Annotated in this window: 11 protein-coding genes and 1 pseudogene; 6 read left to right on the top strand and 6 right to left on the bottom strand. The window is 69.5% G+C overall.

What is annotated here, in order from left to right:
- Positions 1 to 23: 23 nt before the first annotated feature.
- Together H7U32_RS01515 and H7U32_RS01520 are read right to left on the bottom strand one after the other, a co-directional pair.
- Complete coding sequence (locus H7U32_RS01515) at positions 24 to 1,727, bottom strand: NAD+ synthase (protein ID WP_204467439.1); 1,704 nt, start codon at positions 1,725 to 1,727, stop codon at positions 24 to 26.
- 93 nt (positions 1,728 to 1,820) lie between these two features.
- Positions 1,821 to 2,222, bottom strand: a complete 402-nt coding sequence (locus tag H7U32_RS01520; RefSeq protein ID WP_204467441.1) for a pyroglutamyl-peptidase I family protein — start codon at positions 2,220 to 2,222, stop codon at positions 1,821 to 1,823.
- Between the two features lie 53 nt (positions 2,223 to 2,275).
- Here H7U32_RS01520 and H7U32_RS01525 point away from each other — a divergent pair.
- From H7U32_RS01525 to H7U32_RS01545, 5 genes and pseudogenes are all read left to right on the top strand, one after another.
- A pseudogene (locus tag H7U32_RS01525) lies at positions 2,276 to 2,862 on the top strand (IS607 family transposase).
- Positions 2,855 to 4,180, top strand: coding sequence for an IS607 family element RNA-guided endonuclease TnpB (gene tnpB, locus H7U32_RS01530; protein ID WP_204467742.1), 1,326 nt, complete (start codon positions 2,855 to 2,857; stop codon positions 4,178 to 4,180). The pseudogene H7U32_RS01525 and the gene tnpB overlap by 8 nt, the downstream one beginning before the upstream one ends.
- Before the next feature lie 88 nt (positions 4,181 to 4,268).
- Positions 4,269 to 5,084, top strand: coding sequence for a Cof-type HAD-IIB family hydrolase (locus tag H7U32_RS01535; RefSeq protein ID WP_204467443.1), 816 nt, complete (start codon positions 4,269 to 4,271; stop codon positions 5,082 to 5,084).
- Between the two features lie 62 nt (positions 5,085 to 5,146).
- The gene (locus H7U32_RS01540) at positions 5,147 to 5,686 is read left to right on the top strand and encodes a hypothetical protein (protein ID WP_204467445.1); all 540 of its coding nucleotides are present in this window, start codon (positions 5,147 to 5,149) and stop codon (positions 5,684 to 5,686) included.
- A 15-nt stretch (positions 5,687 to 5,701) separates the two neighbouring features.
- Positions 5,702 to 6,241 carry a peptidylprolyl isomerase gene (locus H7U32_RS01545; protein ID WP_204467447.1) on the top strand — a complete coding sequence of 180 codons (540 nt, stop codon included), beginning with the start codon at positions 5,702 to 5,704 and terminating at the stop codon, positions 6,239 to 6,241.
- Positions 6,242 to 6,320: 79 nt separating this feature from the next.
- On the opposite strand, the gene H7U32_RS01550 is transcribed toward H7U32_RS01545, so the two are convergent.
- The 3 genes from H7U32_RS01550 to H7U32_RS01560 form a co-directional block, all read right to left on the bottom strand.
- Positions 6,321 to 8,654 (bottom strand): RelA/SpoT family protein, encoded by a 2,334-nt coding sequence (locus H7U32_RS01550; RefSeq protein ID WP_204467449.1) that lies wholly within the window; start codon positions 8,652 to 8,654, stop codon positions 6,321 to 6,323.
- A gap of 75 nt (positions 8,655 to 8,729) precedes the next feature.
- Positions 8,730 to 9,218 carry a dUTP diphosphatase gene (dut, locus tag H7U32_RS01555; RefSeq protein ID WP_204467451.1) on the bottom strand — a complete coding sequence of 163 codons (489 nt, stop codon included), beginning with the start codon at positions 9,216 to 9,218 and terminating at the stop codon, positions 8,730 to 8,732.
- Positions 9,218 to 9,511 (bottom strand): DUF4193 domain-containing protein, encoded by a 294-nt coding sequence (locus H7U32_RS01560; RefSeq protein ID WP_204467453.1) that lies wholly within the window; start codon positions 9,509 to 9,511, stop codon positions 9,218 to 9,220. The genes dut and H7U32_RS01560 overlap by 1 nt, the downstream gene beginning before the upstream one ends.
- Positions 9,512 to 9,718: 207 nt before the next feature.
- Here H7U32_RS01560 and sepH point away from each other — a divergent pair, with 207 nt between their 5' ends.
- Positions 9,719 to 10,858, top strand: coding sequence for a septation protein SepH (gene sepH / locus H7U32_RS01565; protein ID WP_204467455.1), 1,140 nt, complete (start codon positions 9,719 to 9,721; stop codon positions 10,856 to 10,858).
- Between the two features lie 30 nt (positions 10,859 to 10,888).
- On the opposite strand, the gene H7U32_RS01570 is transcribed toward sepH, so the two are convergent.
- Positions 10,889 to 12,202, bottom strand: coding sequence for an alkaline phosphatase family protein (locus H7U32_RS01570; RefSeq protein WP_204467457.1), 1,314 nt, complete (start codon positions 12,200 to 12,202; stop codon positions 10,889 to 10,891).
- Positions 12,203 to 12,247: the final 45 nt, after the last annotated feature.

The following is a 12,247-nucleotide window of genomic DNA, read 5'->3' on the forward strand; positions in this document are numbered from 1 at the left end:
TCCCCTCCTTGGACATTGCCCGTCTACTCGCGGAAGGCGTCGGTCACCGGCAGTCTGCGGTCGCGGCCGAACGCGAGCGCGGTGACCTTCGGCCCCAGTGGATACTGGCGCCGCTTCCATTCGGCGCGGTCGACCAGCCGCATCACGGTGTCGACGGTGGCCTCGTCGAAGCCGTCGGCGAGCAGGTCGGCGCGCCCGTGCGCATGCTCGATGTACGCGGCGAGCACCTGGTCGAGCAGCCCGTACTCCGGCAGCGAGTCGGAGTCCTTCTGGCCGGGGCGCAGCTCGGCGCTCGGCGCCTTCTCGATGGAGCTGACGGGGATCATCACCCCGTGCTTCAGCGGTGTGCCGAGGTCGCCCGCCTCGTTGCCCACGACCTTGAGCCCCCCGATGCCCACGCCTGCGGCCGCGGCCTTGTTGCGCCAGCGGGCGAGCTGCCAGACGCGTGTCTTGAGCAGGTCCTTGATGGGAGCGTAGCCGCCGACCGCGTCGCCGTAGATCGTGGAGTAGCCGCAGGCGAGTTCGGATTTGTTGCCGGTGGCCACGGCCAGCAGGCCCTTGGCGTTGGAGTACGCCATGACGATGACGCCGCGGATGCGCGCCTGCAGGTTCTCGGCGGCCACGCCCGTGAGCTCGAGCTGGCGCTGGAAGGCGTCGAACAGCGGTTCGATGGGCTGCACGTCGTAGTGGGCGCCCAGGTTGGCCGCCAGGTCGGCGGCGTCGTCCTTGGAGCCGTCGGAGGAGTACATCGAGGGCATGGAGATGCCCCACACGTGCTCGCCGCCCACCGCGTCGGCGGCCATCGCGGCCACGAGCGCGGAGTCGATGCCGCCGGACAGGCCCAGGGTGACGCCGGTGAAGTGGTTCTTGGCCATGTAGTCCTTGAGCCCGAGCACGCAGGCGGTGTACACCTCCTCGTCCGGGTCGGGGGCAGGGGCGATGGCGCCCTTGGGCTGGCCGCCGGCGGGCGCGGCGGTGTCGAGGGTCCAGATGGCGAGGTCCTCCATGAACATCGGGCTCTGCGCCAGCAGGGTGCCGTCGGCGTCGACGACGAAGCTGCCGCCGTCGAAGACGAGGTCGTCCTGGCCGCCCACCTGGTTGACGTAGATGAGTGGCGCGCCGACCTCCTTGGCCCGCTTGGCGGCGAGTTCGCGGCGCACATGCGTCTTGCCCTCCTCGTAGGGGCTGCCGTTGATGGTGACGAGGCAGTCGATGCCGCGGGAGGCGAGCTCGGCGACGGGGCCGCCGTCCTGCCAGATGTCCTCGCAGATGGCCACGCCGAGCCGGGCGCCGTCCACGTCGAGGACCACGGAGCGGTCGCCGGAGGAGAAGATGCGGAATTCGTCGAAGACGCCGTAGTTGGGTAGGAAGTGCTTGTCGTAGCCGGCCCACACGCGCCCGTCGTGCAGGACGACGAGGCGGTTGCGCGGCTTGGCGTTGGCGTGGTCGGTGCCCACGGTGCCGATGATGGCGTACATGCCGCCCAGGCCCTCGGCGGCGAGGTCGGCGGCGAGCCGGTTGGCGCGGTCCCATGCGGCGGCGCGGAAGGTGCGGCGCAGGGCGAGGTCCTCGATCGGGTAGCCGGTGAGGGTCATCTCGGGGAACACGGCGACCTGGGCGCCGTCGGCGCGGGCCCGGCGGGCGAAGTCGAGGACCTTGGCGGCGTTGCCGTCGAGGTCGCCGACGCAGGTGTCGATCTGGGCGAGTGCGAATCGGATCTGGGTCATGGGGCCCCAGTGTAGTACCGCCGTGGTGACGCCGGCGGCGGAGCGGGGCCGGGGTGGACGGGCGCCGTCGCCCGCCCGCCCCGGGACGGGCCGTCAGTGGGTGGTGCCCATCGCGGCCCGGGGCTCGGCCCCGTCGTCGCGCACCGCGGCGCCGATCGCGGCCTCCAGGGACCTGGCGATGGCCTCCAGCGGCATCGAGGGGGTGCCGTCGGGCTTGCCGACCGCCTGGCCGGGCTCGTAGGGCACGTGGATGAAGCCGGCGCGCACGCCGGGGAACCGGCGCTCGGCCAGGTTAATGGCGACCTGCTCGACGGTCACGCAGCTGCGGCCGCCGGCCTGCCCGACGCAGATGACGACGTCGGGCCGATGCGCCACGATGGCGGTCTCGAGCGCCTCGGCGCTGCGGGCGTAGGCAGTGGAGATCTCAAGCTTGACGATGTCCGCGCCGGCGATGACGTCGGGCAGCAGCCGGACGGCTTCGAACGCGAGGGTCATCTACTGGGTGATTGCTTCCTATTGGTTTGTTTTTGTGTGTTATGCCTTATTCCATGCAGGTTCGAGAGTGGCGTCTCGCGAGGGTCTGAATCCTCAGACGGTATGGAAGTGGTGTCGGGAGGGCACCATGCCCGTGCCAGTGGAGAAGACGCCAACCGGCATGTATCTGATTCACGACCCGCGCTACGAGACCATGCGGACCTCGCCTTCCGGTGGCGGTCGGACGGTGTGCTACGCGCGCGTCTCCTCGTCCGACCAGAAGGATGATTTGCAGCGTCAGGCCGACCGGCTGAAGGCGTTCGCGTTGAATATGGGAGTCGAACGGCCGGAGGTGGTCATGGAGACCGGTTCGGGCATGAACGACAAACGTCGCAAGCTGAACCGCATCCTTGCCGACCCGACCGTCACGACGATAGTCGTGGAGCGGCGCGACCGACTGGCCCGGTTGAACGCGGGACTGGTGGAGTCCGCGCTGGAGGCGCAGGGACGCAGGCTCGTGGCCGTGGACGATTCGGAGTCGGACGAGGGCCTGGAACGGGACATGACCGAGGCGTTGGCCTCGTTCTGCGCGCGCCTGTACGGGCGTCGCGGCGCGAAGGACAGGGCAAAGGCCGCGTTGAGGGCGGCGCATGATGATTGAGGCGGCGAGGGTGGCGCTCGACCCGGCGCCACGGCAGGAGCGGATGCTGGAGTCCCATGCGGGCGCGGCCCGCTTCGCCTACAACGCGGGACTCGCCCACGTCAGGGACGTTCTCGAACGGGGCGGCAAGCCCGAGTGGTCGCACTACGCGCTGCGCAGATGGTGGAACCAAGCCAAGAGCGTTCTCGCCGTGAACAAGGAGACAGGCGCGGCGTGGTGGCCCGAGAACAGCAAGGAAGCCTACAGCTACGGACTCGAATCGCTGGCGGCCGCTTTGTCGAACTGGTCGAAGTCCCGCAAGGGCCAGCGCAAGGGGCGCAGGGTCGGGTTCCCGAAGTTCAAGGCCAAGGACAGGGCGGCTGCGAGGTTCGCGTACACGACCGGCTCGTTCGGCCCCGTCGCCGGCGACCCGAAGGCGCTGAGACTGCCGCGCATCGGCCGCGTCCACTGCATGGAGAACGTCGCCAAGCGGACCGACGGGGCAATGGTCAAACGCATGACCGTCTCGAGGCATGGCGGGCGCTGGTATGCCAGCCTGACCGTCGAACGGCCGGACGAAACGGTGCGGTCATTGCCGCAGGGCGGCGCGGTCGGCATCGACTTGGGAGTGAAGGAACTCGCCACTCTCTCGGACGGCACGGTCATCCACCATCCCCACGCGCTCAAATCGAACCTCAGACGACTCAGGAAGGCGCAGAAGACGCTGAGCCGCAGGATGAAAGGCTCCAGCCGCCGCCGCAAGGCACGCGACAAGGTCGCCCGCCTGCACGCCCGGGTCGCCCACCTGCACGCCCGGGTCGCCCACCTGCGCCGGGACCTGCTGGACAAGGCCACCACGATGCTCGCCCGCACCTACGCGGACATCTGCATCGAGGACCTGAACGTGGCGGGCATGGTCAGAAACCACCGGCTCGCCCAATCCATTCAGGATGCCTCCTTCGGCCAGCTGCGCCGCCAACTGGAATACAAGACCATCCGCACCGGGGCGAGACTCCACGTCATCGACCGCTGGTATCCCAGCAGCAAGAAGTGTTCGGACTGCGGGACGGTGAAAGCCAAACTGTCCCTCAACGAGCGCACCTACCACTGCGGGAAATGCGGACTGGTCATCGACCGCGACCTGAACGCGGCCATCAACATACTGGTCGCCGGGAGTGCCCCGGAGACCCTAAACGCGCGCGGAGGGAGCATAAGACGGGCCCGTCATGACGATGGGGCAACGCGGCACCCGGTGAAACGCGAACCAAGCGGCGGCGAAGACCGCGTGAGCCTTGGAGCTGTCGCCGGCAACGGCGACATGCAAGTGACACCGTTCTAGCCACAAACCAGAACAAAGACACTTGTAATGACACCCTACACCGATGCATGGCCATGCGTTCCGCGGCGCCGTTGGTAGGCTTGGGGGCATGGCAGACCATGGCATGACCCCGGACATCAAGGCCGTCTTCTTCGACATCGACGGCACGCTCACCAGCTTCGTCACCCACGAGGTGCCCGCCTCCACCATCGACGCGATCCACGCCCTGCGGGCCAAGGGCGTCAAGGTGTTCATCTGCACCGGCCGCAGCCCCGTCTACATGGGCGTGGTGCTCGACGCGCTGCCGGTCGAATTCGACGGCATCGTCGGCCTCAACGGCCAGTACTGCGCCGACGGCTCCGGCTTCGAGGACTGGCTGGCGATGGACCCCACGGATGTGGCGACCATCGTCCGCTGGCTCGACGACCATCCGTCGGTGGCATGCAACTTCTGCGAGCGCGACCGCGCCTACTTCGACCGGGTGACCGACGAGCTGCGCACCACCTGGGCCAAGCTGGGGCGCACCGCGCCGAAGGTGGAGCTGTGCGATCCGCACCCCCGTCTGGCGGACCATGCCTTCTACCAGATCAGCCCGTACGTGGACCCGGCCACGGAGGCCGAGCTGCTGGCGCTGTGCCCGAACACCGCCGGCGTGCGCTGGCATCCTGACTTCACCGATCTCATCCCCGCGCAGGGTGGCAAGCCGCGCGGCATGCGTCGTTTCATGGAGCGCTACGGCTGGGACCGTGGCCAGGTCATGGCTTTCGGCGACGGCGGCAACGACGAGACGATGCTCGCCTTCGCTGGCATCGGCGTGGCGATGGGCAACGCCACCGCCGGTCCCAAGGCTGCGGCCGACTACGTGACCGACGACGTGGACCATGACGGCGTGGCCAACGCGCTGAGACACTTCGGCGTCCTGTGACGGTGGCACCCGCCACGGCGCGGCCACTGGCGGGTCGCGCCCGGACCCCGTACGCTGGTGCCATGGACATGACAACGACGACACGGACCATCGCCGCCTCGCTTGCGGCGCTCACCACGCTGGCGGGACTCGCCGGCTGCTCCTCCACCTCCTCCGACGAGCGCGTGCTGGACAAGCTCGATGGCATCGAGCGCCGCCTCGACGACCTCGAGTCCAGGCAGGGCGCCGGTTCCGGCGGCGCCGCCTCCCCCGACGACGCCGGCGACAACGGCGCGACCACCTCGGGCGGCACCGCCGCCGACCTGGAGCGGGCCGTCGCCGACTACGAGGCCAAGGCCAAGGCCGCGGCCGCCACCGCCGGGCAGGCCGCGGTGCCTTCCACCCCCGCCGACCGGCCGAAGGCGTACGTCGAGGCCAAGGCGCCGCTGGAGACGCTCAGCCACCAGATCGACGAGCTCGACGACCGGCTCGAGGCCGCCGTCATGCAGGGAAGCATCGACCGCACGACGTATTTCTCGCTCGAGCAGCGCCTCGACCAGGCCGACGACACGCTCGACCAGGCCGAGGACCGGCTCGAGGCGGCCATGGGCGTCGATGACTGATGGGACACTGAGACAATGAGCACAATCATCATGCACACCTCCGAGGGTGACATCACGCTGAACCTGTTCGACGACCTGGCGCCGCAGACAGTCGCCAACTTCCTGGGCCTGGCCACCGGCGAGAAGGCCTGGACCGACCCGATGACCGGCGAGAAGCGCCACGATCCGTTCTACGACGGCCTGACCTTCCACCGCATCATCAAGGACTTCATGATCCAAGGCGGCTGCCCGCTGGGCACTGGCACCGGCGGCCCCGGCTACGACTTCGACGACGAGATCGTGCCGACGCTGACCTTCGACCGTCCCTACCTGCTGGCCATGGCGAACGCCGGTCTGCGCCGTGGCATGGACGGCAAGGTCCACGGCACCAACGGCTCGCAGTTCTTCATCACCACCGTGCCCACCCCCTGGCTCGACGGCCATCACACGATCTTCGGCGAGGTCGCCGACGACGCCTCGAAGGCCGTCGTCGACAAGCTCGAGGCCCTGCCCACCGATGCGATGGACCGTCCGGTGGAGCCGGCGGGCATCGTTTCCGTCGAAGTGCTCGGCTGACACCGCGCCCATCCCCTACGCATGAAGGGCGGCCCCTCCGGGCCGCCCTTCGCATATGCTGGCGCGGGATGGCGCGCGGTCACTGCATTTTGCGCAGGCGCGGCTCGGCGGAGTCCTTGGCGCCGGTGATGCGGTAGACGTCGAACACGCCGTCGATGCGGCGCACGGCGGCCAGCAGCGTGTTGAGGTGCTGCGGGTCGGCCATCTCGAAGCTGAACTGGCTGGTGGCCACGCGGTCGGAGCCGGTGGAGATCGAGCCGGAGATGATGTTCACCCCATGGTCCGAGAGCACGCGCGTCACGTCGCTCAGCAGATTGCGCCGGTCGAGCGCCTCGACCTGGATCTTGACCATGAACGTGCCCTTGGTGCTCGTCCACTGCACGTCGACCACGCGGTCGGGCTGGCGCTCCTTGAGGTTGATCATGTTCTGGCAGTCGGCCCGGTGCACGGAGACGCCCTCGTTGCGGGTGATGAAGCCGATGATCCGGTCGCCGGGCACGGGCGTGCAGCAGCGCGCCAGCTTCACCCACACGTCGCCCACGCCCTTGACGGAGATGCCCAGGGAGGCGGTGGTCTTCTTCTTCGAACGCTCCACCTGCTTGAGAGGCAGCGCCTCCTGCTCCACCTCCTCGTCCACCTCGTCGCGGCCAGCCTCCTTGACCAGATGCGAGATGACGTTCTGCGTGGACACCTGGCCTTCGCCGATGGCGGCGAACAGCGCGTCCGCGTTCGGGAAGTTGAGGTCCACGGCCACGCCGAGCAGCGCCTCGGGGGTGGTCAGCGCGGCGACGGGCAGGCTGCGCTTGCGCATCGCGCGGGTCAGGTCGTCGCGGCCTTCCTCGATGGCCTCGCTGCGGCGTTCCTTGGAGAACCACTGGCGGATCTTGTTGCGGGCCTTCGGGCTTTTGACGAAGCTCAGCCAGTCGCGCGAGGGGCCGGCGGTGTCGGACTTGGAGGTGAGGATCTCCACGGTGTCGCCGTTGTCGAGCTTCGTGTCCAATGGCACGAGGCGGCCGTTGACGCGGGCGCCCATCGTGCGGTGGCCGACCTCGGTGTGCACGGCGTATGCGAAGTCCACGGGCGTGGCGTCCGCCGGCAGGGAGACGATCTTGCCTTTCGGCGTGAACACGTACACCTCGGCCGCGCCCAGGTCCTCCTTGAGGGAGCCGAGGAACTCGTCGGAGTCCGGCGTCTCGCTCGTCCAGTCGGCGAGCTGCTGGATCCACTTGAGGTTGTCCGCCTCGGAAAGCTCCTGGTACTCGGAGCCCTCGCGCTTGCGGTCGGCCTTGTCCGGCGAGCTCAACGCGCGGCCGGCCTGGCCGTTCTCCTTGTACTTCCAGTGGGCGGCGATGCCGAATTCGGCGCGCCGGTGCATGTCCCAGGTGCGGATCTGAATCTCCACGGGCTTGCCGCCGGGGCCCACCACCGTAGTGTGCAGCGACTGGTACATGTTGAGCTTGGGCATCGCGATGTAGTCCTTGAACCGGCCGGGCACCGGGTTCCACCGCGCGTGCACGGCGCCGAGCGCCGCGTAGCAGTCCTGGATCGTGTCGACGATGATGCGCACGCCCACCAGGTCGTAGATGTTGGCGAAATCGTGGCCGCGCACGATCATCTTCTGGTAGATGGAGAAGTAGTCCTTGGGCCGGCCGGTCACATAGGCCTTGATGTGCTGATCGTCGAGGTCCTCGTTGATCTCGGCGATGATCTGCGCCAGGTACACGTCCCGCTGGCCTGCCCGGCGGGCGACGAGCACCACGATCTCGTCGTAGATCTTCGGGTAGAGGACCTTGAAGCTGAGCTCCTCCAGCTCGGTTTTGATGGCGTTCATGCCCAAGCGGTTGGCCAGCGGGGCGTACACGTCCAGCGTCTCGCGCGCCTTCTTCTGGGCGGAGGTGGTCTTCACGTACCGCCAGGTGCGGGCGTTGTGCACGCGGTCGGCCAGTTTGACGACGAGCACGCGCACATCGCGGCTCATCGCCACGACCATCTTGCGGATCGTCTCGGCCTGCGCGGAGTCGCCGACGTCCATCTTGGTGAGCTTGGTCACCCCGTCCACCAGGCCGGTGACGGTGTCGCCGAACTCGGCGCGGCATTCGTCGAGCGTGTAGTCGGTGTCCTCCACTGTGTCGTGCAGCAGGCCGGCGGCCACCACGAGCGGGCCCATGCCCAGGTCGGCGAGGATCTGCGCGACGGCCAGCGGGTGGATGATGTACGGCTCGCCGGACTTGCGCCGCTGCGGGGAATGCTGGATGACGGCGCGGCGGTAGGCGCGCTCCAGAATCGACAGGTCCTCGTCCGGATGGTGGGCGCGGCACGCCTGCATGATCGGCAGCAGCGGGTTGACGGGATCGACACCGATCTCGCACCCCAGCTTGCGCGCGGAATCGAACTCCTCCTTGCTCCCTGCCATCGCAACCTCCCTCGCCGTCGTGAATGGTTTCATCCTACCGCGCCGCGAGCGTGGCCCGTGCGCCGTCCCGTGCGCTCAGGCGGCGCTCACTCCGGTGGAGCCGAAGCCGCGTTCGGCGCGGTCGGAGCCGGGCAGCGCCGTGGCGGGGACGAACCTCGCCTCGACATAGCGCTGGATGACGAGCTGGGCGATGCGGTCGCCGACCTCGAAGCGCACGGTGTGCTCGGGGTCGAGGTTGATCAGCGGCACCTTGATCTCGCCGCGGTAGCCGGCGTCGATGGTGCCGGGCGCGTTGAGCACGGTGACGCCCTGCTTGGCGGCCAGACCGCTGCGCGGATGGACCAGACCCACATAGCCGGCGGGCAATGCGATGGCCACGCCGGTGGGCACGAGCGCACGCTCGAAGGGCTTGAGCTCCACGCGTTCGGCAGCCTTGAGGTCGGCGCCGGCGTCGCCAGCGTGGGCGTAGTGCAGCTCGGCGAGGCATGCCGGCTGGGCGGGGTCCACCGCCTTGACCAGCACCTCGGTGTTCTCGGGCTCGTTGTATGCGGTGTCGACGGTCATCAGGCCGCGCATTCCTGGCACACGGGCTGGCCGTCGTCGGTCATGTAGGCCAGCTGGCTGCGGTGCTTGACCAGGAAGCATTCGGAGCAGATGAACTCATCGCCCTGCATCGGGATGACGGTGACGGAGGAGTCCTCGTTGCTCAGGTCCGCGCCGGGCAGCTCATAGTCCTCGGCGATGGCGTTCTCATCGTCGTCGATGTCGCTGGAGGAGTTCTGCGCCCCCTTGCCCAGGGCCTGCAGCGACTCCTCGTCCTCGTCCTTGTTGCGGGGGGAATCATAATCCTGGGCCATCGCAATACCTCTTCTTTCTGTTGGATTGACGTGGCCGCCGCCTCGGGCGGATGCCGGTGAACGCCATTAGGATACATGAATACCGCGTCGTGTAAAGCGCGACGCGCCTCCATACGGCCGCCGTGGGGAGAAATCGCCGCCTCCCGGCCGGCCCATGGGGCATACTGGTAGTGATTGGAACGCCGTTGAGGGAAAGTGGTGCGAACGATGCCGCAGAACGCCGCGCAGGAAGCCAGGTTCGACCATGTCAGCGAGTCGGGCGAGCTGGTGTTCGCCGCCGGCAACCTGCGCTTCGCGGTCGCCGTGGACGACGATCTGGAGCGCGCCATGCTCGCCGCCAAGCAGATCCGTGGCGAGCAGGCCCGTCTGCGCCAGCCCGCGGCGGTGCCCACGCTGCCCATCTCCAGCATCCAGACGTTGATCCGCGCCGGCGCGGAGCCCTCGGCCGTGGCGCAGCGCTACGGGCTGGACGAGGCGCTGGTGCGCCGGTTCTCCGCCGCCGTGCAGACCGAACGCCAGTACGCGATCGAACAGTTCCTCTCCGTGCCCGCGCCCAAGGAGAGCCGGGTGCGCACGGTCTCCGACCTCATCGACCGCACGCTGGAGTCGGCGGGCATCCGCCGCGCCGGCGTGAAATGGAACGCCACCCGCCGCGGCCACGAGCCGTGGCGCATCACCGCGCTGTTCGACTCGGCCGGCCGCCAGATCAAGGGCGAATGGTCGTGGAACATGCATGACAATTCGGTGACCTGCCTGAACTCCACGGCCAGGAAGCTGCTCGGCGAGCAGAACCTCGGGGCGCGGCCCGGCGTGGCGCCGGTGCCCTCAGCGATCCAGCCGGGGACCTTCGGCAACGGTCTTGCGATTCCGGTGCACGCCCCCACGCATGGCGGCTCGGATGCGGCGGATACCGCCCCGGCGCAGCCGGCGGCGCCCTCCGGCGCAGCCCCGGCCTCCCCCGGTTCCTCCGCGGCCTCCGTCCCCGCCGCGACATGGAACAGTCCCGCCCGATCCGACGCCACGGCCGTGCCGTCGGACGCCGATGCACAGGAACGAGCGCACGAAACAGCCTCCTCCTATGACGCCGAATCCCGGAGCGCCGAGTCCCGTGGCGCGGCGGAGCTTTCCGGCATGGCGACGGCGGGCGAGGCCGTCCCCTCCCCCGCCGTCCCGGCCGCGGCGCAACCGACGGGACAGGCCGAAGCCGCCGTCGGGCCGGACGAGGCGGCGACGGTGGCGATGCCCGCGCAGCCGGCGCAGCCGCGCCAGGCGGATGAGCGCCGTCCGCGCCGCCGCACCGGACGGTCGGCCGTGCCCAGCTGGGACGAGATCCTGTTCGGCGAGTGACCGACCATCCAGGCCCTGCCCGGGCGGCGTCTAGGCGACGTCGATCAGGCAGGGCACGTCCATCTCCAGCATGGTCTGGGAGCCGTGCACGGCGGGCAGGCGCGTGGCCTTGTCGCTTTGGATGCGCGGATCGACGAGCGTGACCTGGCCGGCGGCCTGCACGATGACGTCCCCGAGCATCGGCGCCACGCGCGCCTCCACGGGGCCGAACAGTCTGTCGGCGAGGGCCTGGTCCTTGGTGCGTACCAGCGCGCGCTCCCCTAGGCGTTCCCGCCAGCGGGAGGCGATGGCGGCCGGATCTTCGCCTTCCTCGGCGTAGAGCATGAGGGCGCGCGGTTCGCCGCCCACATGGGCCACGCCGCGTGTCAGCGTGGGGTCGGCGGCGATGTCCACGCGCTGCGTGGGGTCGGCGGTGACCATGCCGTGGTCGGCGGTGACGACGATCAGCGTGCCTTTGGGCGCCAGGCGCCGCAGCAGGGCGAGCTGGCCGTCCACCCGTTCGAAGGCGCCGACCCATGGCGCCGACTGCCAGCCGCTGGCGTGGCCGACTTTGTCGATGTCGCGGATGTACAGGTAGGTCAGGCCGGGTGTGCGGGCCGCGTCGGCGGCGGCGCGCACGCGGTCGTTCGGCGTGACGTTGGCGATGTAGTCGGGTCCGCGCAGCGCCGCCTGGGTGAGCGGCGAATCCCGGAACTTGGCCAGGCCGGAGGCGGTGACGCGCATGCCTTGCCGGGCGAGCCGCTCGAAGACGGTGGGTTCGCGCTGCAAATCGCGGGGGTCCAGAGCGGGCTCCGCGGCCTTGGACGCCCGTGCGGCCTGGGCGCGCGCCGTGGCCCCGTGCAGGCCGGGCACGGCGGGCGCGGGGGGCGTGACCTGCTTGAATTGGATGAGCTGGACGAGGCGGCCCGAGGCGGGGTCGAGCTGCGTGTAGCCGGCCATGCCCGTCAGTCCCGGGCAGGAGCCGGTGCCGAAAACCCCCATCGCGGCCACGGTGGTGCTGGGCGCGCAGGTGGAGACGGGGCGCTGGTTGGCGCCCTCGCGCATGAGCGAGCGCAGGTACGGGGCGTGGCCCAGGCGCATCGCGAGATTCCAGTAGCCCAGGCCGTCCACGAGCACGACGATGGCGCTGCGGGCGTCGGGCAGGCCGAGCGCGGCCTGGAGCGCGGCGGGGTCGCGGTGCACGGCGGTGGGCACGGGGCATCCGAGTGCGTTGGAGACGGCCGGCAGGATGGCGGACAGGTGCAGCGCCCCGCCCCGCCGGTCCGGCCCCGGGGCGTCGTCCCCGTAGGCGGCGGTCGGCACGATGCGCAGCAGTTCGTCCATCTGGGGCACTTCGACACTCATAGCTCGCCAGTGTAGCCCGCGGCCCCGCCGCGCCGGCCTTTCCGG

It is taken from the genome of Bifidobacterium pullorum subsp. saeculare (genome assembly GCF_016899725.1).
GTDB classification, from domain to species: domain Bacteria; phylum Actinomycetota; class Actinomycetes; order Actinomycetales; family Bifidobacteriaceae; genus Bifidobacterium; species Bifidobacterium pullorum_C.

Excerpts from the sequence above, each read along its gene's own strand:
- dut (WP_204467451.1), bottom strand. The coding sequence starts at position 9,218 with ATGACCGTCGACACCGCATACAACGAGCCCGAGAACACCGAGGTGCTG.
- H7U32_RS01520 (WP_204467441.1), bottom strand. The coding sequence starts at position 2,222 with ATGACCCTCGCGTTCGAAGCCGTCCGGCTGCTGCCCGACGTCATCGCC.
- H7U32_RS01550 (WP_204467449.1), bottom strand. The coding sequence starts at position 8,654 with ATGGCAGGGAGCAAGGAGGAGTTCGATTCCGCGCGCAAGCTGGGGTGC.
- H7U32_RS01545 (WP_204467447.1), top strand. The coding sequence starts at position 5,702 with ATGAGCACAATCATCATGCACACCTCCGAGGGTGACATCACGCTGAAC.
- H7U32_RS01535 (WP_204467443.1), top strand. The coding sequence starts at position 4,269 with ATGGCAGACCATGGCATGACCCCGGACATCAAGGCCGTCTTCTTCGAC.
- H7U32_RS01570 (WP_204467457.1), bottom strand. The coding sequence starts at position 12,202 with ATGAGTGTCGAAGTGCCCCAGATGGACGAACTGCTGCGCATCGTGCCG.
- sepH (WP_204467455.1), top strand. The coding sequence starts at position 9,719 with ATGCCGCAGAACGCCGCGCAGGAAGCCAGGTTCGACCATGTCAGCGAG.
- H7U32_RS01560 (WP_204467453.1), bottom strand. The coding sequence starts at position 9,511 with ATGGCCCAGGATTATGATTCCCCCCGCAACAAGGACGAGGACGAGGAG.
- H7U32_RS01515 (WP_204467439.1), bottom strand. The coding sequence starts at position 1,727 with ATGACCCAGATCCGATTCGCACTCGCCCAGATCGACACCTGCGTCGGC.
- tnpB (WP_204467742.1), top strand. The coding sequence starts at position 2,855 with ATGATTGAGGCGGCGAGGGTGGCGCTCGACCCGGCGCCACGGCAGGAG.
- H7U32_RS01540 (WP_204467445.1), top strand. The coding sequence starts at position 5,147 with ATGGACATGACAACGACGACACGGACCATCGCCGCCTCGCTTGCGGCG.